We start from the raw sequence: 21,960 nt of genomic DNA, 5'->3' as shown, positions 1-21,960 counted from the left end.
CAACAGCGTGGTCGGTTCCGTCTTGCTTCGAAACACAAATGCTTGCGGATGGGTCTGATCCTGCTCTATCTCGCGGTCGCCGGGCTGCCTCTGCTGCTCTCCTGGGCGTCGAACACGCCGCCGCGCTCCTTTAGCAACGAAATCGCCTCCGGGCTGGGTTTGGTCGCCTTTGCCATGATCCTCGTCCAGTTCGTCCTCTCGGAACGCTTCCGGACCGTCTCGTCCGGGTTGGGGCTGGACCGGACGATCCGGTTCCATCAGCTCATGGCGCGAACGGCACTGGCTTTTGCCCTGCTGCATCCCTTCGCCTATCACTGGCTACCGGGTCCAGACAGACCCTGGGATCCAACGCGGCAGTTGACACTGACGAGCGATTTCCCGTCGCTGATCACCGGCATTCTCGCCTTCGTTCTTCTGCCCGCATTCCTGCTGGCCGCCATCAATCACGACGCGCTTGGCTACAAATACGAACGATGGCGGCTGCTGCACGGGCTTGGAGCCTTGCTGATTGTGGCGCTGCTGCTGCACCACGCGCTGAGCGCGGGCCGCTACAGCGCCGATCCACGGATGGTCTGGATGTGGAGTATCATGGCGGCCCTCGCCGTCTTCTCACTTATTGCTGTCTACGGACTCAAGCCCGCCTATCAGCGCAGCCATCCCTGGCGGGTCTCTGCGATTGCGCGCCTGGCACCACACCAGTGGGGCCTGACGATCACGCCCGACGGGCACGCCGGTTTGGCCTACAAGGCGGGCCAGTTCGTCTGGCTCAACATAGGCCATTCACCATTTTCGCTGTACGAGAACCCCTTCTCGATCAGTTCGGGACCCAGTTCAGGTGCGGACATGAGCTTCATCATCAAGGAGCTGGGTGATTGCACTTCTCACTTCGATCAGGTCAAAGTGGGCGACCGCTCCTATATCGATGGCCCGCACGGCACCCTGACGGTCGACGGGCGCCCGGAACCCGGCATCGCCCTGATCGCCGGAGGAGTCGGCATCGCACCGCTTCTGGGCATCTTGCGGGACCTCGTCCAGACGGGCGATCCACGCCAAGCGGTTCTGATCTACGCCAATCGCACCCGCGACCAGATCGTCTTTGAAGACGAGATCGCGGATCTTTCTGGCGTCGAAGGAACACAGGTCTTTCACATCCTGCAGGAGCCACCCGAGGGCTGGACTGGGCTGACCGGCGTTGTTGATTCAGCGCTTCTTGACCGGGTCTTCAGCGACGATCGACTCTCATCCTGGGTTTTCGTGCTCTGCGGCCCGCCGCGGATGATGACCAGCGTGGAAGAGGTGCTCATGGCTTGCGCCGTCTCTGCAGACCGCATCCTGTCCGAAAGGTTTCAATATGACTAAGTGGTTCTGGCAAAGACCCCAGGAAAAACGCATCTGGTGGACCGTGGCACTCGTCAACGCCTTGCTTGTCGGCGGGCTTGTCGCCTTCGCATCGCGCTGACCGCAAAGGCGGCACCGCGCCAGCGCCCCTGGCCGGGCGACATGGGCCCAGACCGCCACTCAAATCGCGTTGATCGGCACCTTCAGCATCGGCTTTCCGTCGTCCGTCTTCGGCACTTCGCCCGCGCGCATGTTCACCTGAAGCGACGGAAGGATCAGCTTTGGCATATCCAAGAGCGCATCGCGCGCCTGCCGGAACTTTATGAACTCCTCACGGGTCTTTCCCTGCCCGACGTGGATGTTTTCGGCCTTTTCCTCCGCCACGGTCGTCTCCCACATGATGTCGCGCCCGCCGGGGCCGTAGTCATGGCACATGAAAAGCCGCATCTTGTCGGGCAGCGCCAGAACCTTCTGAATGGAATCGTAGAGCTGGCCCGCATCTCCGCCCGGAAAATCGGCCCGCGCAGACCCGGCGTCCGGCATGAACAGGGTGTCACCCACGAAGGCCGCGTCGCCAAAGACATGCACCATGCAGGCCGGCGTATGGCCCGGGGTATGCATCGCGAAGGCGGTCATTTCACCAACCTCATACGTGTCGCCATCCTTGAACAGGCGATCGAACTGCGAGCCGTCGCGCTGAAACGCCGTGCCTTCGTTGAACACCTTGCCAAAAGTCTCCTGCACAACGGTGATCTGATCCCCAATCCCGATCTTGCCGCCGAGTTCTGACTGAATGTAGGGCGCGGCTGACAGGTGATCGGCATGCACATGCGTCTCGATTAGCCACTCCAGCTGCAGCTTGAACTTCCTGATATAGGCGATGATCTCGTCGGCGTGGTCATAACTGATCCGGCCTGCCGCGTAGTCGATATCCATCACCGGATCGATGACAGCGCAGGCATGCGAGGTCGGATCCATCACCACGTGGCTGACCGTGTTGGTCTGGGGATCGAAAAACGAGGCGACCTCGGGAGGAACGTCCAGCGTCACAGGATACTGCGCCATGGTTTTCTCCACTTTGATTGGGAAACGGTCCCGTGACCGGGCACCGCAGCACAGGTGCAGATTGGCGCTGGTGCGACGCGGCGCATTGACCAATGTCAAAAACCGTCGAGATCTGTCTCCGCGCTCACATTGATCGCGACTTGATCAAGCGCAAGGCGGCGCAAGTGAGTCGGGTTTATGTGCAAGACGGGATCAACGACAGAGCGCCAGATCATGAAACCATCCACACGCACGACGCTTGCCGCGGGAGCCTTGCTGGTAGCCGGGGCCGCGTCCTTCTTTTTCCTGTCCGACGACCCGCAGGAGTTGCCGCCGGGCTTCGTTCAGGGAAATGGCAGGATCGAAGCCGAAGAGGTGGAAATCGCACCCACCTTGGCGGGGCGCGTGGCGCAGGTTATGGCCTCCGAAGGCAGTCTCGTGGCCTCCGGCGATGTTCTCGTCAAGATGGACACCGACGAACTCTCCGCAGCGCTCGACCGTGCGAAGGCCGAGGTTGCGCTGGCCCGCCAGAGCAAGGCCGAAGCCGAGGCCATCGTGGTGCAGCGCCAGAGCGAGGAGCGCCGCGCCGCGCAAGAGTTCGTGCGCGCCAGATCCCTGCTCGCGGGCGACAACATCTCAACCAGCGTTTTCGAGGATCGGGAGACGGACCATCAGGTCGCCGAGGCGGTTCTCGGAGCGGCCAAGGCCCGCGTGGCAACCGCGGACAGCCAGATCGCGGCGGCCCAGGCCGAGGTGCGCAGGATCGCATCACAGATCGAGGACAGCACGCTCTTTGCGCCGATGGCGGGGCGCGTGCTCTACCGGCTTGCGGAACCGGGCGAAGTGGTTGGCTCGGGCGGGCCGATCATGACGCTGCTCAGCCTCGAAAACGTCTATATGGAGGTCTTCCTGCCCGCGCGCGAGGCCGGGCTACTGCCTATTGGCGCCGAGGCCCGCATCGTGCTGGACGCCCTGCCCGACTTCGCGATCCCCTCCACTGTCACATTCGTCTCGCCAGAGGCGCAGTTCACGCCGAAGCAAGTGGAAACCATGAGCGAGCGCGAGCAGCTTGTCTTTCGTGTGCGCGTCCGCATCCCCGAAGACCTGATCGCCGGGCGAATCGAACATGTGAAGACCGGCGTCCGCGGCGTTGCGATCATCCAGATGGACCGGGGTGCGCCCTGGCCCGAACCGCTTGAACGGCGCATCCCGCCCGAGCTGTTCGAATGAGCAGGGAAGAGCCCCCCGGTGCGATCCGCGTCTCAGGCGTGACGCATCAGTACCGCAAGCACATCGCCCTCGATGCGCTGTCGCTGGACCTGCCCGCGGGTCGCCTGATCGGGCTCATCGGGCCCGACGGCGTGGGTAAATCGACCCTTCTGGGGCTGATCACCGGAGCCAAGGCGCTGCAGTCGGGCTCCATCGAGGTGCTGGGCGGCTCCATTGACGATGCGGCGCATCGCCGCCGCGTCTGCTCCGACATCGCCTTCATGCCGCAGGGTCTGGGGCGCAACCTCTATGCGGAATTGTCGGTGCGCGAGAATCTGGAGTTCTTCGCGCGCCTCTTCGGTCAGGGCCAGCAGGAGCGCGAGATCCGCATTGCGGCCCTGCTTTCCGCAACCGGGCTGTCGCCCTTTGCCGACCGGCTGATGGGCAAACTCTCCGGCGGCATGAAGCAAAAGCTGGGACTGTGCTGCGCACTGATCCACGACCCCAAGCTGCTGGTGCTCGACGAGCCGACAACCGGCGTCGACCCGCTGTCCCGCCGGCAATTCTGGTCGCTCATCGACGCGATCCGGCGGGATAACAGGTCGCTCTCGGTGATCGTCTCCACCGCCTATATGGACGAGGCCGAGAGGTTTGACAGCATCGTCGCCATGGATGCAGGCCGCATCCTCTTTCAGGGCGCCCCGGCGGAGTTGAGGGGCACCGAGAGAGACCTCGAGACCGCCTATCGCCAGCTTCGGGCCGGCACCGGACCGACGATCCAGACAGCGCGTCAGGCGCGGCGGCGCATCGCGCCGGACCCGGTGATCATCGCCCGCAGGCTGACCCGGCGCTTTGGTGATTTTATCGCCGTCGACAGCGTTGATTTCTCAATCAACCGGGGCGAGATCTTCGGATTTCTCGGATCGAATGGCTGCGGCAAATCGACGACCATGAAAATGCTCACCGGGCTGCTGCCCGCAAGCGCGGGAGACGCGCTGCTCTTTGGCCAACCGGTCGACGGGCGCGATCGCGATATGCATCGTGAGATCGGCTACATGAGCCAGGCGTTTTCGCTCTATGGCGAGCTGACGGTTTATCAGAACCTGCTGCTGCACGCCCGCATCTTTGATATCCCCGAACAGGCCGCGCGCATTGACGAATTGACCCAGCGTTTCGGGCTGGCCGCGCATCGCGACACGCTGGCCGCGACGCTGCCGCTTGGTCTCAAGCAGCGCCTGTCGCTTGCGGTTGCGGTCATTCACCGGCCACGCGTTCTCATCCTCGATGAACCGACATCAGGGGTCGATCCCGCAGCGCGCGACACCTTCTGGGTTCTGCTGGAAGAACTCTCGCTGGACGAAAGCGTGACGATCTTCGTCTCGACCCACTTCATGGGCGAGGCCGAGCGCTGCGACCGGGTGTCCTTCATGCACGCCGGTCGGGTTCTGGCAGAGGGCACGCCGGAGGCGTTGATGGCAGCCGAAGCGGCAAACACCCTCGAAGACGCCTTCGTCGCGATCCTGGAACGTGCAGAACCCCCAGAACCAGCGACAGCACCACAGGTGGAGGATCTGCCCACAAAGGCCGGCTTCGGCGGCGGCGCCACCCGGGCCCTCGCCTATGGCCGCCGCGAGACGGTCGAGATATTGCGGGACCCGGTACGCCTCGCCTTCGCGTTTCTCGGCTCGGCCATTCTGATGCTGGTCTTCTGCTTCGGGATCACACTCGACATCGAGGACCTGGACTTTGCCGTGCTCGACTTGTCGCAAAGCCCCGAAAGCCGCAGCTACACCGCCGAAATCGCGGGCTCGCGCTATTTCAGCCCAACCACGCCCCTGCGCAGCGCTGCCGATGGCCAAACACAGCTGGCGGCGGGAGAGATCTCGCTAGTGGTGGAACTGCCGCCCGACTTCGGGCGCAAACTGCGCGCCGGGGAGCCGACAGAGGTACTCGCAACGGTCGACGGCGCTATTCCCTTCAAGGGCGAAACTGTTGAGGGCTACGTCTACGGGTTGCACCAGACGTTTCTCGACACGCTCGCAAGAGAGGCTGGAAAGGCGCAGCGGGAGGTAGCCCGGATCGAACCGCGCTACCGGTACAACCAGAGTTTCGAGAGCATCGCCGCGATGGCCCCCGCGATGCCCGCGATCCTGCTCATCATGCTACCGGCTGTGTTGACGGCGGTCAGCGTTGCGCGCGAGAAGGAACTGGGGTCGGTGACAAATTTCTACGTCACGCCTACCACGCGGCTCGAGTTTCTCGTCGGCAAACAACTGCCATACATCGCGATTGCCTTTGCCAATTTTCTATTGCTGGCCGCCATGACCGTCGTGGTCTTCGACGTACCGCTCAAGGGCAATCCCGCACCACTGGCCATCGGCGCGCTGCTCTACGTTTGGGCCACCACGTCCTATGGGTTGGTTATTGCGACAATGACGTCCAATCAGGTCGCGGCCACCTTTGCCACCGCCATCGCCTCCGTGGTGCCGACAATCCAGTTCTCTGGCCTTTTGCAGCCGGTCTCGACGCTGGAAGGGGGGGCGCAGATAATCGGTTCGCTCTGGCCCTCGTCCTACTTCCTGCACCTCAATGTCGGTGCCTTCACCAAGGGGTTGAGCTGGGAGGCGCTTGGCCCCGACCTGCTGGCGCTTGCCTGTTTCGGACCGGTGCTGACCGCCGTCGCCGCGCTATCCCTGCGCGCACAGGAGAAGTGAATGCGGCGGATCTCAGGCATCTTCTGGCTGGGTCTGAAGGAAATGGTCAGCCTGCGCCGCGACTGGGTGATGATGGCCTTGCTGGTCTGGTCCTTCACGCTCGCCCCGGTCATGGAGGCGACGGGGGTCGCGAACTCCGTCAACAACGCCTCGATTGCCTTTGCAGATGAAGACAATTCCCCCCTGTCACGCGCGATGGCCGCCTCGTTCTTCCCGCCGGAGTTCCAGCCCGTGGTGCAGATCGAACCGGGGTCGGGGCCTGCGCATATGGACGCGGGGAGATTTCTCTTTGTGGTCGCGATCCCCCCTGGGTTCGAACGCGACATCCGTGCCGGGCGCACACCCGAGATTCAGGTCCTGATCGATGCCACCGCCATGGAACAGGCTGGAATCGGTGCTCGTTATATCACCAGTATCCTAGCTGCGGAAATCCAGCGCTTCGCCTTGGGGCGCGAGCTGGTCGAACCCTCGCCCATCACGCTCACGATGCGCAGCGGCTTCAACCCCAACCGTGATACCGTTCGGTTTGCAGGCATCGTCGCCTTGATCGGCCAGATCATGTGGCTGACCACCATCCTGACGGGGGCCGCTATGATCCGCGAACGCGAACACGGCACCATCGAACATCTGCTCGCCATGCCGCTTACACCCTTCGACATCGCGATTGCCAAGATCTGGGCCAATGCAGCGGTCGTTCTGGCTGCAACCGCCCTGTCGCTCGTCTTTGTGATGCGCGGAACCCTTGGGATCACCATCGCCGGATCGACCTCGCTCTTCTTGTTGGGCACCGCATTGTTTCTCTTCACCGCCACGGCGATGGGCGTCTTTCTGGCTACTGTCGCACGCTCCATGGCGCAATTCGCCCTCTTGGTGATGCTCACAATTCTACCGATGCTGATGCTATCTGGCGGTGAAACGCCGGTCGAAGGGCAACCTGAGTGGCTGCAAGCCGGAACTCTGATACTGCCGTCCCGACACTACATGTCAGCGAGCCAGGCAATTGCGTTTAAGGGCGCGAATATCAACGTCGTTTGGTCCGAATTTCTGTGGATGGCGGCATTGGGGATTGTGTTACTTACTGCCAGCCTACTGATGTTCAGGCGATCCGTGAATAACTAGTTGTTCAGTCCCGGCATCCGGTGGATCGGGTTTAGGATGAATCAATCTGGCTCTGCGGTCCAGTTTTTGCAGATGTATTCGTAGGGCGTGAGACCTCTCAGCGCCTTCAAGCGGCGTGCAAAGTTATACGCATCCAGGAAGCCGGCGAGGTGGCTGCGAAGACGCTCGTGGGTGTCGCAGTGATACCTTTTCACCGTCGCATCCTTGATCATTCGGTTCATGCGTTCGACCTGCTCGTTGGTCCATGGATGGCTCGGTTTGGTCCGTCGGTGTTCAATCTCATTTGCTTCGCAGATCATGTCGAAGCGCATGGCCGCCCGGGAAAGATCTGCGGCTTCGCTCTCAGTCATCCAGTCTGTATCGCGATAGGTTGCGTTGCGTGATCGCTCGGCGCGCATCTTGCCGGTTCGCGTTCGTATCGGTGCGCTCGTGCCCATGCGCATGAACCAGATGATGAAGGGTAGCGCTACGATGGCGGCGGTAAGTGCTTAAGCGTCACTATGCGGCATCGGGTCCCCTGTATTGAGACGATCCAAGTAGGGTTTTTCGATCCGCCACCATGTGAGGCCGCCGCAAAACCCTGCGAGAGAACCAATCAATAGGATTAGCCCCCAGGCGGCTGCGCCTATGACGCCGACGGCTACCCGGACAGTCATTGCGACCTTTGCGGGCTGCTCAAACACAAAGCCGAGTACCATTCGCACTAACGCGCCAATCGGGGACGACAGCAGCGCTACTGGAAGTATCACAGGTTGCGCGATTGCCCAGACGGCGATCCCTTCCAGTACAGATAACAGACCGTCATCGAGGGTCATGATCCCGATGCAGACGACCAAAGCACCGACTTGGACAGCTGCAAAGCAGGCGACCAGGGAGAGCAAAAGGTTCATGTTCCCGCGCTTTGACAACCTGCTCACTCCGTCCAAACCCATGGCATGAGTTCATGAATGCGGTTGACCTTATGATGCGGCAACCGCTCCAGGACCCAGGTCAGCCAAGCTTCGGGGTCTACACCGTTCATCTTAGCCGTTTCGATCAGGGTGTATGCGGGGGCAGCGGCCTTGCCTCCGCCGACCGATCCCATGAAGAGGTAGTTTTGCGGCCCAAGGCGACGGGACGAATGGAACGTTCACAGATGTCGTTATCGGGCTAAAAGTGGCCATCGCTCAAATAGGCGCGGGCTTCGGGCAACCGGCCCAAGGCGTAGCGGATCGCCTCGGCATGTTCCATGTGCAGTTTAGCGCGCGCGTCAGCGGGTTTGCCCTTTGCCATCTTCTCGACGGCATAGAGTTGCGCGATCCGTAAAATGGCCCCCTTGGCGATCTCTGAGCCGGTACGCTCGAACTCATCGATAAATTTCCGGCAAACATGCACGAGGCACGCCTGTTCATGCGCCTTGCCCTCGCCGAACAAGCCATTGAAGCCAGTGAATCCGTCGGCATGCACGGTGCCAGTGTAGCCTTTCAGATGCGTCGCTGGGTGTTCGCCCTTGCGATCCACGCTGAACTGATACCACACACAAGGCGGGGCTTGGCCGCTCCAGGGCCTTTCATCGCGGAGGTAGCTCCAGAGGCGCGGGGTCTGGGTCTTCTTTGATTTAGTTTTGGTTTGCAGTTTGACTGGCGTGTCATCTGAGAACAGCGCGGGCCCATCCCTGACCAACGTACCGATGTGATCCGCCAAGGGTTCTAGCAATGCCGTACAGCGTCTACCCAATCGGTGAGTGTCGAGCGATGTAGGTCTACCTGATCTCGGGCGCAGATTTTGGACTGCCGATCACGCAGCAGGTGATCGCAATATTTGCCGACCAGTACGTGCGCCAACAGGCCAGGGCCAAGACGACCACGTTCAATCGGTCGCGAAGGCAGATCAGCTTGGGTGAAGCTCTCGCAGTCCTTGCAGGCCATGCGGGGGCGGACGATCCTGTTTGCGACAAAACGACCGGGGATGTATTCCAGCTCTTCAGTGATGTCCTCGCCGACCTGGCGCAACACTCCGCCGCACGTACGCCCGGTGACAAAACTTGTTCGCGCCGCTCCAAATGATCGGGCAGTGGTTTGCGAGAATACTGGCGTTTGGGTTTGGCCTCGGTAGACGACTGTGCCTTCTGTTCTTCTGCCGCAGTCCCAATCTCAATATCATCCACCAGATTTAGAGCGAGCTGATCCATGCTCTCTGACTTTGCCCCAAAACGCGCCTTGCGGTGGCCCGCCAACTCCGCCTTGAGCTTCTCAGCTTGCGCAGCCAGCGTATTGAACCCACGTCGCATGTCCGTGACCCCGGCGGCCAACCAAACACGGGTATTGCTTGGAACCGGGATCAATCAGTTAAACCCTGAACCAGGCCAACAATCGCCATCAGCGATGTTGAGCCTTCAATCAGAATGCGTCGCCCATCCGACAGCGTTATGTCCACCCGCTTAGCTGAAAGACCGCCAGCGGCAATTGCTGTGCCGGTGTCGGCAATGACCGGGAAATCAGGTGTAGTGACAGCAACTTCGATAAAGTCGGGGACCTCAATATCATGTCCCGGCTCGGTCTAGGATGGCGCAAAACGTGGATCACGCAGCCATTTGTGGATCAAGTTAGCGTTCATCGAATACCGACGCCCAACCTGCGCGACAGAAATGCCGGGAACCCGCGCCTGATCTGAAATCGACTGCTTCTCCTCGTCCGACCAGAACCGCTTCTTCTGACCCTTCTTGTCCGCCACAGATTGCCTCAAGATGTCCACTATCAATGGTCGACATTATCAGCGCACCCTTTGCCCCGTCAGAGCCGCAAAAACGGACGGATATATCTGGCTTGAAATTTTTGTTTATTTTCAAGGCCGAGCTGTACCCATCATTCTCATACTTTACAGCGACATCTGGCATGAGCCCAATGCTTTTAAAGCTAAACCGTGGATGACTGTCAGCTCTCAATCTAACTCTCCTCTCAACGTGGCGGTGTATGGCGACGCGGTGGTCAATTGGGCAGCCGCACACCTGCTCGTAAACCTATGTGACAACAAGGGTTTGGCATCAGGTAGCCCAGAGGGAGAAACAAACCGCAAATCTATCATGTAATAATGTCGGACATTATACTTGATTATGTCGGACATTATGTGGAAGCTGGTTCACGTTGATTCTTGCTTGTTGTCAAAAAGGAATGCGTGTGCCCGAACGATCCCCGGTCTTTGCTTTTGAAGCTTTGTCGAGCGGATGCTCAAGTCGAGACGTGCTTGATGCTCTGACCCGTGCGATCGAGCTCAATCAGCTCAAGGTTGGTGACCGTCTGCCACCGGAGATCGAAATTGCCCAAGGTCTTGGCATAAGCCGTGCAAAGGTGCGTGAGGCGCTGACATCCTGGCAAAACATGGGGATCGTCACGCGGAACAAGAAAGCCGGAACACGCCTGGCTGCGGAGGTGTCTTCGAACGCAATCCAGCTTCCGGTGACGGTGAAACTGGAGGCAGAAAGCCTGTTGCGGACGCACGCCGTCCGCCGGCCGCTTGAGATTGAAACGGTCCGCCTTGCCGCAAAGAATTGCGATGAGACACACCGGCGCATCATCATCGCGCGCTGCGCTGAGCTTTTGGCGGTCTATGAGGCCGGGGAAGACTGGAGGCCAGCGGACTATCGGTTCCACGCGGCCCTCCAAGACGCATGTGGGAACCCCTTGTTTGGTCAGCTCATCCAGCAGATTCAACAAGGCTTCAATGAGATTTATGAGGCGCCCTTCGGCCGAGCGCATCTCGGCCAAGCGTCGATCCCATTGCATGGGCCGATGGCCGATGCCGTCGTGGCCGGCGATGTCGAACAGGCCGCGGCGCTCATGGAGCAGATACTCGCCCTAGTGGAGGGTGAGATCCGCGAGGTGATGCAAGTTATGGGGCAGGGCGATGATTGATAAACCTGACATTGCAACGCTTCTGGCATCGGTTCTGGCGGATGAGGGGGGTGCCGTTACGCCGCCCATAGTACAAACCTCCCTTTTTTCGTTCGACAGCTACGCGGCCTTTGAGGCGCGGATGGCGGGTGAGAGCGACACCGCCCTTTACACGCGCGTCCAGAACCCGACCGTTGCGGCCTTTGAAAGCCTGATGGCAGGGGCGGAAGAGGGGGATGCGGCTGTTGGCTTCGCCTCCGGCATGGCGGCGATCAGCTCGACTGTTTTGGCGTTCATCAAACCGTTCGACCGCATCGCATGTGTCGAACATGTCTATCCCGACACCTACCGCTTCTTCGAGCAGATTCTGCGTCCGATGGGAGTGGAGATCCAGTACCATTCGGCCAGTGCTTTTGAGAGCGATCCCGACCTCTTGGACGGCGTTGCCGTTGCTTACCTGGAAAGCCCCAGTTCGGTTGTTTTTGCACCGCTGAACCTGCCGCGCGTTGCGGAGCACGCCAGGCGCCACGGCACTTTGACGATGATCGACAATTCCTGGGCCAGCCCGGTGTTTCAACGTCCCATCACACTGGGGATCGACATCGTGCTGCATTCGGCCTCGAAGTATATTTCGGGCCATTCGGACACGGTTGCGGGCGTGGTGGTGTCCTCCCGTGCTCATATCGCCCGCATCCGTGATCTGACCCTTCCTTTGCTAGGTGCGAAGCTCGCGCCGTTCGAAGCGTTTCTCTTGACCAGAGGATTGCGGACGCTGAACGCGCGGATGATGCTGCACAAAGCGACGGCTGACCTTTTCGTGGACCGACTAGGCCAAGTCCCGCAGGTGCGCAAAGTGAACAGTCCAGGTGCCAACACGGTGCCCGGTCTGAGCGGTCGATCCGGACTGATGTCCATCGAATTTGACGACAGCGTTGATATTCCGGCGTTCTCCGATGCCCTGAGACTTTTCCGCCTTGGCGTCAGCTGGGGGGGGTTCGAAAGCCTGCTGCTGCCGGCCCGCGTGGGGCTGGCCCAGGCCGGGGCGCACAACTCTATGCAGACCTTTGGTGTGTCTCCAAACCTGGTGCGCCTGAACCTTGGATTGGAAAACGCCGAAGATCTCTGGGCGGACTTTCAAGCCGCTCTGAGCGCAAGCCTGACCTGAAGAAGAGGGTCCAAACATGAACCACGTAAGAAGAGAAGGGAGTTGCTAATGAAACGCATTCTTACAAGCGCGAGTGCCGCCGCAATGCTTATGGCGGGTGCGGCGCAGGCTGAGACGACGCTGCGGCTGGTCGAGGTCATCACAAGCCCGGAGCGCACGGCGACGCTGGAACAGCTGGTTACAGAGTTCGAAGCGGCCAATGAGGGTGTCACAGTTGAGATCACCAGCCTGCCTTGGGGTCAGGCCTTCGAGACGCTGGCCACGATGGTGGCGGGCGGTGACATCCCTGATGTGGTGGAAATGCCCGACACCTGGGCCGCGCTCTACGCGGGGTCTGATCGTCTCGTCGATCTGTCAAACCATGTTGCGGAGTGGGAGCATGGTGCAACGCTGACGCAACGCAGCGTCGACATGGGCAGCCAGTCGGGCGCCTTCAACATGATCCCCTACGGCTTCTATCTGCGCGCAATGTTCTACAATCGCAGCCTGCTGGAAGAGGCTGGCGTGGCTGAGCCGCCACGCACGATGGAAGAGTTTGCTGCCGCTGCTGCCAAGGTGTCCGAACTGGACGGTCGTTCCGGCTATTGCCTGCGCGGCGGTCCCGGTGGCACCAATGGCTGGATCATGATGGCCGCGGCGATGAACGGCACCAATGAATTCTTCACGGAAGATGGCCAATCCCGCATCAACGAGCCGGGCTCGGTGGAAGGCATCCAGTTCCTCCTGGATCTTTATCAGAACGGCCACGCGCCGCGTGACAGCGTGAATTGGGGCTTTAACGAAATCGTGGCGGGGTTCTATTCCGGCCAATGCGCGTTTCTCGATCAGGACCCCGACGCCCTGATCGCGATTGCGGAGAGGATGGATGCGGAGGACTTTGCGGTCATCCCGATGCCGGTTGGCCCCTCAGGTCAGGCCTTCCCGACCATCGGCTTTGCGGGCTGGTCGATCTTCAACACGACCGAGCATGAGGACGAGGCGTTTGCCCTGGTCGCAGCCCTCTCCAGCCCGGAGGCCAACGCCACCTGGGCACAGCGAGTTGGTGTGATCCCAATCCACCAGGGCGCGGATCAAGATCCCTATTTCCAGACCGATCAATTCGCGGGCTGGTTCGAGACCCTGAATGGCGAGGAATACGTGCCGACGATCATGCCGACCTATCTTGAAGAATGGGGTTACTTCGCAAGCACCATGGTGGTTGAGACCAGCCAGGAAGCGCTTCTGGGTCAGTTGACCGCTCAGGAACTGGCCGATCAATGGGCCGCGTACCTCAACGATGCTTACGCAAACTGGCAGTCCGCCCAGTGACCGCACGCACTGATACCAATGCTCTGCCCGGGACATCCCGGGCAGGCCGCTCGCTCTACTGGCGCTACATGGTGGAGCCGTTCCTCTACCTGTCGCCTGCGATTGTGCTGATCGGCACGATCATCCTGATCCCGCTGATCATCGGGATCTCCTATTCCTTTCAGTCCATCGAGATCCTGAACCCCTTTGCCACCGGCTGGGTGGGGTTCGAGAATTACGTCGATCTCTGGTCTGACCGCCGCTTCTGGATCGCCTTGGAAAACACCTTCTGGTGGACGTTCTGGTCCGTCTCGTTCCAGTTCTTTCTGGGCCTGGGTCTTGCGCTGCTTTTGAACACCCACTTCTTCGGCAAGAAGCTGTTTCAGGCTCTGGTGTTCCTGCCCTGGGCCGTGCCGACCTTCCTGTCCGCCCTGACCTGGGCCTGGCTCTTCAACCCGACCATTGGACCGCTGCCGCACTGGATGGCGGCACTTGGCATCCTCGATGAACCCTACAACATCATGGGGGACCCAGACCCGGCCCTTTGGGGGCCGATTGTGGCCAATATCTGGTTCGGCGTGCCGTTTTTTGCGATCACGCTACTGGCCGCCCTGCAATCCATCCCCGGTGAGCTTTATGAAGCGGCCGAGATTGACGGCGCCTCGCCGTGGCAAACCTTCACCAAGATCACCTTGCCCTTTCTCGCGCCGATGATTGCCATCACCGTGATGCTGCGCACGATCTGGATCGCCAATTTCGCGGATCTGATCTTTGTGATGACCGGCGGTGGACCTGCCAACTCCACCCAGATCCTCTCGACCTACATCTTCACAACCGCCTTCCGCCGCCTTGATTTCGGGTTCGCATCGACGATCGCCGTGGCCCTTCTAGCCATCCTGCTCATCTATGCTGTCTTTGTGCTTTGGCTGCGCAAAAGACTTGTGAAGATCTGACGCCCATGTCCGTCACCCGTTCAAATCCGATACTGACTGTCGGGAAATACCTGGCGCTGTCAGGCTATCTGGTCTTTGCGCTTTTCCCGCTCTACTGGCTGGTGAAAATCGCCATCACGCCGGACCGCCTGATCTTCACCGAAGGCACCGATCTCTGGCCATCCTCGACCACGCTCGACAATTTTCGAACCGTGATCTTCCAAACGGACTTCATGGCGTTCTTCGGCAATTCGCTCTACGTCTCACTCGGAACGGCGGCGGTCACAACGCTGATTGCCGCAGGCGCGGGATACGCGTTTTCGCGCTTCGATTTTGGCGGCAAGAAGGTCATCGTGGCCATCATGCTGATCACCCAGATGTTCCCGCTTCTGATGATCATCGCGCCGATCTACAAGATCGTGTCCTCGCTTGGCATGCTGAACTCGCTGACGTCGCTCATCGTGGTATACACAGCCTTCAACATTCCTTTCGCGACCTTCCTGATGCAGAGCTTCTTCGACGCGATCCCCAAGGATCTGGAAGAGGCCGCGATGATGGATGGCTGCACCCGTTTTCAGGCATTGCGTAAGGTGATCGTGCCGCTGACACTTCCGGGCCTCGGAGCGACACTGGGCTTCGTTTTCACCGCCGCATGGTCCGAGCTGCTCTTCGCGCTCATGCTGATCTCGGACAACGCGTCCATGACGTTTCCCGTGGGTCTTCTGACCTTCGTGTCCCGTTTCTCGGTCGATTGGGGACAGATGATGGCGGCGGGATCGCTCGCCCTGATCCCCAGTTGTCTCTTCTTCATCTTCATTCAACGGTATCTCGTGCAGGGCCTCACGTCCGGCGCGGTCAAGGGATAGGGGCCGCATCATGGCGCGCATGGAACTTAGAGGTGTTGTCAAACGCTACGGTACGGTGGAGGTCCTTCGCGACATAAACCTGGACATCGCCGACGGGGAATTCATCGTTCTGGTGGGGCCGTCGGGCTGTGGAAAGTCGACGCTTTTGCGGATGATCGCGGGGCTTGAGCCGATCACCGAAGGCGATTTCCTGATCGACGGGGCGCGCATGAATGACATGCGCCCACGGGATCGGGACATCGCGATGGTGTTTCAGTCCTATGCGCTTTACCCGCATATGGATGTTGCCCGAAACATGGGCTTCTCCATGGAAATCCGGCGAGATCCGGTAGAGGAAAAGCAAAGCCGGGTGGCGCAGGCGGCCGAAACGCTTGGTCTCTCCGCACTGACAGACCGATTGCCCAAGGCGCTTTCCGGTGGACAACGGCAGCGCGTTGCCATGGGGCGGGCCATCATCCGCGACCCCAAGGCGTTTCTGTTTGACGAGCCGCTTTCAAATCTGGATGCGGCCCTGCGCGTGGAGATGCGGCTTGAGATTGCGCGCATGCATCACCGCTTGAGCGCCACAATGATCTACGTGACCCACGATCAGGTTGAGGCGCTGACGCTGGCCGACCGGATCGTGGTTCTGAATGACGGCGATATCCAGCAGATTGGCAGCCCGATGGACCTCTATGAGCGACCGGCGAACAGGTTTGTCGCCCAGTTTATCGGCTCACCCACCATGAACGTCGTGCCGGTCGAAGGGCGAGACAACGGTGTGCAGTTGCGAAACGGCGCGGTCGTGTCACTGCCCAATGTGCCGGATGCAAAGGAGGCCGCGAGCCTCGGGGTCCGACCTGAGCATTTGGAGTTGGTCGCGGACGGGCAGGGGGATCTGGTCGCATCCGCGGACGTCGTGGAACGCCTCGGGTCGGATACGAATATCTATGCACAGGTCGAAGGTGTTGGCGAAATCGTCGTCCGCAACCACGGCAATACGCTTGTACGATCCGGCGAGAGATTTGGTCTGCGAATACCGCCCGAGCAGGCCCATGTGTTCTCCTCGGATGGCACGGCAATTCTAAGGAGGTCTTAAGATGGCAACCAACGCCGATATTCGTGCCGCCTTGGAGAAGAAGACCCTTTGGTTGGCCACATGGATGATTCACCATGCCAATGCAATTCGCCCAAAAGGGCAGATCAAAGTGGGCGGACATCAGGCCTCGTCTGCTTCGATGAATGCCATTCTGAATGCGCTCTATTTTGATGTTTTGCGTCCGGAGGACCGGGTGGCGGTCAAGCCCCATGCGAGCCCGGTTTTTCATGCGATCCAATATCTTCTTGGCAACCAATCCCGCCAGCAGTTGGAAGGCTTTCGGGCGTTTGGTGGCGCGCAACCCTATCCGTCACGCACCAAGGATCAGGACGATGTCGATTTTTCGACCGGGTCTGTCGGCATGGGCGTGGCGATGACGGCTTTTGCGAGCCTGACCCAGGACTACCTCGCGGCGCATGGTTGGCTCGACCGGGCAAAGGGGCGGATGATCGCGCTGGTTGGGGATGCCGAACTGGACGAAGGCAATATCTATGAAGCGCTTCTGGAAGGCGCCAAACACGATCTCAGGAACTGCTGGTGGATTATCGATTACAACCGTCAGTCCCTTGATGGTGTCGTCAGCGATGGTCTGAACGCCCGGTTTCGCGACATCTTCACCGCATGTGGTTGGGAGGTGATCGAGCTCAAGTATGGCTCAAAGCTACAGGCAGCGTTCGAACAACCCGGCGGGGCAAAGCTGCGCGATTGGATCGACGGGTGCGAGAATGCGCTCTACTCCGCGCTCTGTTTCAAGGGCGGGGCCGCATGGCGGGCGCGGCTGGAGATCGATTTTGCTGGCAACAACGACGTTTTAGCATTGATTGCGAGCTATGAGGATGCGGCGCTTGGTGAGTTGATGGGCAACCTTGCGGGTCATGATGCGGCGCTTTTGGCCGCAACAATGCATGCGGTCGAACACGACCGCCCGATCTGCTTTATCTGTTACACCGTGAAGGGGCATGGCCTGCCGCTTGCGGGGCACAAAGACAATCACGCGGGCATCATGACCGCCGCTCAGATCGAGACGCTCCGCCAAGCGCATGGGATCGCCGAAGGGGCAGAGTGGGACCGTTTCTCAGGAATGGATCTCCCGGAAAAGAAACTGTCAGATTTCCTGCGCGCGGTTCCGTTCAATCAAAGTGGGCTGCGGCGTTACACAGCTCCTGCCATCGAAGCGGATCAGCGGATCGCGCCGCGGGCCAAGCCTGTGCTCTCGACACAAGAGGCGTTCGGGCAGATCCTGGCCGCTATTGCGCAGGATGCGCCCGCCCTGGCTGAACGGATTGTGACGACCTCGCCAGACGTGTCTGTGTCGACCAATCTGGGGCCGTGGATCAACAAAACGGGTCTCTTTGCGAAGGCGGAGAGGACCGATGTGTTCCGCGAAGAACAGATTGCCTCTGTCCAAAAGTGGCAACGGCATATGGCCGGGCGGCATGTCGAGCTTGGAATCGCCGAAAACAACCTCTTCACGTTTCTGGGTGCGCTCGGGCTCTCGCATTCGCTGTTTGGCGCGCGCCTGCTGCCTGTTGGCACCTTATACGATCCTTTCATCTGCCGTGGTCTCGATGCGTTGAACTATGCCTGCTATCAGGATGCGCGCTTCATGTTGGCGGCCACACCGTCCGGTGTGTCGCTGAGCCATGAGGGTGGGGCACATCAATCGATTTCGACACCCCTGATCGGGATGGCTCAGGACGGGCTGGCGACATTCGAGCCAGCCTTTGCCGACGAACTCGCCACGATCATGCATTGGGGTTTTGACTACATGCAGCGTGATGGCTCGGGCACGCAGGAGGAGAAGAACTGGCTCCGCGATGAGCGTGGTGGTGCGGTTTACCTGCGGTTGTCTACGGTCCCGCTTGAGCAGATTGATCGCCCAATCGATGCGGAGTTTGAGGCAGGGGTCATTGATGGTGGATATTGGCTGCGCCCCCCCGAGCCAGGATCAAGGGCCGCGATTGCCTACACGGGCGTTGTGGCGCCTGAAGCCATTGCAGCTGCCGGGCTCCTTTCTGAAACGATGCGCGGCATTGGCGTGCTTGCTGTTACCTCTGCCGATAGGTTGAACGCCGGTTGGCAAGCGGCTGAGCGTGCGCGGCAGCGCGGGGATGTGGGCGCATGTTCTCGGGTGGAAACGCTCCTCTCCGCGCTGCCGAGGGATGCAGGTCTGGTCACTGTCACGGATGGTCATCCAGTTGCGCTGTCCTGGCTTGGTGGCGTCTATGGTCACCGGACAAAGTCGCTCGGCGTGGAACACTTCGGGCAGGCGGGGAAAGTGGAAGATCTCTATCACCACCATGGTTTGGATCGGAATGCGATCATGCATGCTGCCCGAGCCCTGTGCTTTGGCGGCGACGGTCGGTATCTGCAACCGCTGGCCTGTTGATGATGAGCCCAGGCCCCGAAAAATGCCGCTGGCTCTTGGCTGAACCAAACGGAACATGGTGCGTGGCTGCTGGCCGAAGCAGTACGCCAGCTCGATTTTGACGGTCTCCCGGTCGCCTCTGGCCCACAGGAATTGCACACCGCCACTCGGCTTGTGCATTCCTATGCGCTTGCACAGGCAATTGGGCACCCGGCAAGTCACGACATGCTGGACCGTGGCTTAAGCTACATCGTCAAAAACTATCCAATGCAAGCCGGATCATAGTCACGGCGTTCCTCCTGCGTGATTAAACATGTGGTTTAAAAATTGACAATTGTAAAATTACTTGTTTTCTTTTTCCTATCGGTTGCGGTGGAGGCCGCAGTTCATAGGGGAGGAACATAATGAACTTTTCAGTGAAAGCCGTATTGGCTTGCACCAGCCTTGTATTGGCCTCGCCGGTCTTTGCAGACGGGCATCTGAGCCTTGAAGGCAAGACCATCGGCGTGGCTGTGGTGGGCACGCAGCACTTCTGGGACCGAGAAGCGTTTAACGGCGCAACGAGCACCGTCGAAAGCCTTGGCGGAACGGTGGTTCCTGTTGACGGCGGACGCGACAATCAGGTGCATGCCGACAACCACGACATTTTGTTGAACAACGGCGTGGATGCTGTGATTTCGATTCTGGGCGACGGCGCGGTTGAGCCAAAGTTCGAAGCGCTAAAGGCGGCAGGCATTCCAGTTTTCACCGTGGACCATCCCAGCCCGCATGCCATCAACAATACCACCTCTGACAACTATTACATGGGTACCACAATCGGACGCTACATGGCGGACGCGATTGGTGGCGAAGGCAAGGTTGCCGTCTTCAATGCGTTCCAAGAAGCCCTGCGCATCTGCGACATTCGCGCGGGACTTTGGAAATACGTGCTTGAGGACTATCCAGGGATTGAGATCATTCAGCCTGAACTGGCTGAAGAGTTTGCAAATGCACCTGAAGATGCGCGCAAGAAAACACTCGATCTGCTGAGCCAGTATCCTGAAGGGGCAATCGACGCGATCCATGTCGGCTGCTGGGACCAGCCCGCCATCGGTGTGGTGCAGGCGCTTGAAGAGGCAGGGCGTACGGACGTGCTGGTCACCGCTCTGGATGGTGGACCGGACACGCTGGAGATTATGGCCGAAGAAGGATCTCCCTTTGTGGCCAATGTCGCACAGCAGCCAAACCTGATTGGTGCGACCTCGGCGATGAACGTGGCGCGCCACTTTGCAGGTGAAACCCTTCTGCCACAAACCTATGTGGACGTTGTGCCGGTCAATGGTCGCGACGAGGCCATCGCCGCTTATGAGGCGCTTGGCTATGGTTCGCTTGAATAAGGGAACTTAATTTCAGAAAGGCGGCGGTACCCTCCGTCGCCTTTTTTCATGAGGTCAGGCCAATGGCGGATTTCGCGGTTTCGCTGAAAGACATTGTGAAAGAATTTCCGGGCGTGCGCGCCTTGGACTCAGCCTCGCTTGAGGTGAAATCCGGTGAGGTCCATGGGCTGGTCGGTGAAAACGGTGCAGGCAAGTCAACCGTGATCAAAGTGCTCGCTGGTGTGTATCAGCCGGAGGCGGGGTCAATCATGATCAACGGCCAAAGCCTGAACCCCGCAACTCCCGCCGCGGTCCATGATGCCGGCATTCGTTTCATTCACCAGGAACTGCACCTTGTGCCGCATTTTACCGTGACAGAGTCCGTCTTTATGGGGCAGGAACTGCGCGGACGGTTTGGGATTGCGAAACGCGAGATGCGGCGCCGGGCAGAAGCGTTTTTGCGGGACAATCTTGGCCTTCCCCTATCCGGCAACCGCCTGATCCGTGACCTTGGTCCAGCTGAACGCAAGCTGGTGCAAGTCGCGCGCGCGCTGATCGACGGCGCAGCGCAGGTCGTCGTCTTTGATGAGCCGACAGCCCCTTTGGCGATTGAAGAGGTCGATCTGGTCATGGGGGCCATCGCCAAGTTGAAGGCTCAAGGTATCGCGATCCTCTATGTCTCGCACTACCTGTCTGAGATCACCGATATCTGTGACCGTGTCACCGTGTTCCGACAAGGCGAGACTGTTGGTGTGTTTGACAACATTACTGCGGCCAGCAGCGCTGAGCTGATCTATGCGATGGTCGGTCGCGCGATCTCTGACATGTTCCCGGCACGAACAGAACGGTCCGTGGATACAGGTTTATCAGTTCGTGGTTTGGCGGCAGCCCGGGCGTTTTCAGATGTGTCATTTGAAGCCGGCAGGGGTGAAATCCTAGGGATCGCCGGTTTGATCGGGTCCGGCCGCGAGGAGCTGACCGATTGTCTCTACGGTCTACGAAAGAGAACGGCGGGCACTGTTTCCTTTGAGGGTCGATCACTTGATCTGAACACCGCGGCAAAGGCTGTTGCGCAGGGTGTAGTGCTTGTCCCCCGTGACCGCAGGAACGACGGGCTGGTTTTGCCAATGTCGGTCTCTGAAAACGCGACACTCGCAACGCTGGATCGCACGTCAAGGGCTGGGCTCGTGGATGCCAAAGCCGCGGCGGCCGCAACCGAGTCCCATATCACGGCGCTGGATATTCGCCCGCCCAATCCTGATGCGATCACCCGGCTTCTGAGCGGCGGCAACCAGCAAAAGGTTGTTCTGGCCCGGTGGCTTGCCACCGATGCAAAGGTCTTCATTTTTGATGAGCCAACGGTTGGCGTCGATGTGGGGGCCAAAGCCGAGATTTATCAATTGATCGCGGATCTCGCAGGCAAAGGGGCGTCGGTGATCGTTTCGTCCTCGGACCCCGTTGAATTGCAAGGCATATGCGACCGGATCATCGTCATGATGCGCGGGAAGATCGTTGATGAGCTTCGTGCCAGTGACGCTTCGGTTGATGATCTGGTGGCCGCGACCACCGGTGCGGCATCGGTTCAGGGGGCGGCACATGCGGGGTGAGGTGCCCTC

The 21,960-nt window shown here is 59.8% G+C and carries 17 protein-coding genes and 2 pseudogenes; 15 read left to right on the top strand and 4 right to left on the bottom strand.

The annotated features are described in order from the left end of the window. Positions 1–48 precede the first annotated feature (48 nt). Positions 49–1,359, top strand: a complete 1,311-nt coding sequence (locus tag So717_RS18345) for a ferredoxin reductase family protein (protein ID WP_159980053.1) — start codon at positions 49–51, stop codon at positions 1,357–1,359. Between the two features lie 159 nt (positions 1,360–1,518). On the opposite strand, the gene So717_RS18340 is transcribed toward So717_RS18345, so the two are convergent. Beyond that, positions 1,519–2,403, bottom strand: a complete 885-nt coding sequence (locus So717_RS18340) for an MBL fold metallo-hydrolase (RefSeq protein ID WP_159980051.1) — start codon at positions 2,401–2,403, stop codon at positions 1,519–1,521. 213 nt (positions 2,404–2,616) lie between these two features. On the opposite strand from So717_RS18340, the gene So717_RS18335 reads away from it, so the two are divergent. Genes So717_RS18335 through So717_RS18325 form a run of 3 tightly spaced genes read left to right on the top strand, consistent with a single transcriptional unit; the run spans position 2,617 to position 7,424 of the window. Then, positions 2,617–3,612 carry an HlyD family secretion protein gene (locus tag So717_RS18335; RefSeq protein ID WP_159980049.1) on the top strand — a complete coding sequence of 332 codons (996 nt, stop codon included), beginning with the start codon at positions 2,617–2,619 and terminating at the stop codon, positions 3,610–3,612. After that, positions 3,609–6,305, top strand: a complete 2,697-nt coding sequence (gene rbbA / locus So717_RS18330) for a ribosome-associated ATPase/putative transporter RbbA (protein WP_159980047.1) — start codon at positions 3,609–3,611, stop codon at positions 6,303–6,305. The genes So717_RS18335 and rbbA overlap by 4 nt, the downstream gene beginning before the upstream one ends. Next, on the top strand, positions 6,306–7,424 hold the full coding sequence (locus tag So717_RS18325) for an ABC transporter permease (RefSeq protein WP_159980045.1): 1,119 nt from the start codon (positions 6,306–6,308) through the stop codon (positions 7,422–7,424). A 41-nt stretch (positions 7,425–7,465) separates the two neighbouring features. Here So717_RS18325 and So717_RS18320 read toward each other — a convergent pair. The 3 genes and pseudogenes from So717_RS18320 to tnpC form a co-directional block, all read right to left on the bottom strand. Continuing rightward, positions 7,466–7,708 (bottom strand): annotated as a pseudogene (locus So717_RS18320) (integrase core domain-containing protein); the annotation flags it as partial. A gap of 204 nt (positions 7,709–7,912) precedes the next feature. Beyond that, entirely contained in the window at positions 7,913–8,314 is a 402-nt protein-coding gene (locus So717_RS18315; protein ID WP_159980043.1) for a hypothetical protein, read from the bottom strand. Between the two features lie 23 nt (positions 8,315–8,337). Beyond that, positions 8,338–9,714, bottom strand: a pseudogene (gene tnpC, locus So717_RS22775) (IS66 family transposase). Positions 9,715–10,149: 435 nt separating this feature from the next. On the opposite strand from tnpC, the gene So717_RS18300 reads away from it, so the two are divergent. The 11 genes from So717_RS18300 to So717_RS18250 all read left to right on the top strand — a co-directional run bounded on the left by So717_RS18300 (position 10,150) and on the right by So717_RS18250 (position 21,951). Next, on the top strand, positions 10,150–10,491 hold the full coding sequence (locus tag So717_RS18300; protein ID WP_159980041.1) for a hypothetical protein: 342 nt from the start codon (positions 10,150–10,152) through the stop codon (positions 10,489–10,491). A 151-nt stretch (positions 10,492–10,642) separates the two neighbouring features. Beyond that, positions 10,643–11,314 carry a FadR/GntR family transcriptional regulator gene (locus So717_RS18295; RefSeq protein ID WP_238841059.1) on the top strand — a complete coding sequence of 224 codons (672 nt, stop codon included), beginning with the start codon at positions 10,643–10,645 and terminating at the stop codon, positions 11,312–11,314. Next, positions 11,307–12,458 carry a PLP-dependent transferase gene (locus So717_RS18290; protein WP_159980037.1) on the top strand — a complete coding sequence of 384 codons (1,152 nt, stop codon included), beginning with the start codon at positions 11,307–11,309 and terminating at the stop codon, positions 12,456–12,458. Before So717_RS18295 ends, So717_RS18290 begins: the two co-directional genes overlap by 8 nt. A gap of 48 nt (positions 12,459–12,506) precedes the next feature. Continuing rightward, positions 12,507–13,766: an ABC transporter substrate-binding protein gene (locus So717_RS18285; protein WP_159980035.1), complete on the top strand. Its 1,260-nt coding sequence runs from the start codon at positions 12,507–12,509 to the stop codon at positions 13,764–13,766. After that, entirely contained in the window at positions 13,763–14,698 is a 936-nt protein-coding gene (locus So717_RS18280) for a carbohydrate ABC transporter permease (protein WP_202981922.1), read from the top strand. The genes So717_RS18285 and So717_RS18280 overlap by 4 nt, the downstream gene beginning before the upstream one ends. Before the next feature lie 5 nt (positions 14,699–14,703). After that, positions 14,704–15,543 (top strand): carbohydrate ABC transporter permease, encoded by an 840-nt coding sequence (locus So717_RS18275; RefSeq protein WP_159980033.1) that lies wholly within the window; start codon positions 14,704–14,706, stop codon positions 15,541–15,543. Between the two features lie 10 nt (positions 15,544–15,553). Continuing rightward, positions 15,554–16,621 (top strand): ABC transporter ATP-binding protein, encoded by a 1,068-nt coding sequence (locus So717_RS18270; protein WP_159980031.1) that lies wholly within the window; start codon positions 15,554–15,556, stop codon positions 16,619–16,621. Between the two features lies 1 nt (position 16,622). Then, the gene (locus So717_RS18265; protein ID WP_159980029.1) at positions 16,623–19,010 is read left to right on the top strand and encodes a thiamine pyrophosphate-binding protein; all 2,388 of its coding nucleotides are present in this window, start codon (positions 16,623–16,625) and stop codon (positions 19,008–19,010) included. Between the two features lie 39 nt (positions 19,011–19,049). Then, complete coding sequence (locus So717_RS22690; RefSeq protein WP_159980218.1) at positions 19,050–19,274, top strand: AGE family epimerase/isomerase; 225 nt, start codon at positions 19,050–19,052, stop codon at positions 19,272–19,274. A 119-nt stretch (positions 19,275–19,393) separates the two neighbouring features. Next, positions 19,394–20,365 (top strand): sugar ABC transporter substrate-binding protein, encoded by a 972-nt coding sequence (locus So717_RS18255; RefSeq protein ID WP_159980027.1) that lies wholly within the window; start codon positions 19,394–19,396, stop codon positions 20,363–20,365. A gap of 62 nt (positions 20,366–20,427) precedes the next feature. Continuing rightward, positions 20,428–21,951 (top strand): sugar ABC transporter ATP-binding protein, encoded by a 1,524-nt coding sequence (locus tag So717_RS18250; RefSeq protein WP_159980025.1) that lies wholly within the window; start codon positions 20,428–20,430, stop codon positions 21,949–21,951. The last annotated feature ends 9 nt before the right edge of the window (positions 21,952–21,960 follow it).

The sequence above is a fragment of the Roseobacter cerasinus genome (assembly GCF_009811755.1).
GTDB classification, from domain to species: Bacteria; Pseudomonadota; Alphaproteobacteria; order Rhodobacterales; family Rhodobacteraceae; genus Roseobacter; species Roseobacter cerasinus.
The sequence above is the reverse complement of the archived record's forward strand: the minus strand, read 5'-3'. Positions and strand labels throughout refer to the sequence as shown.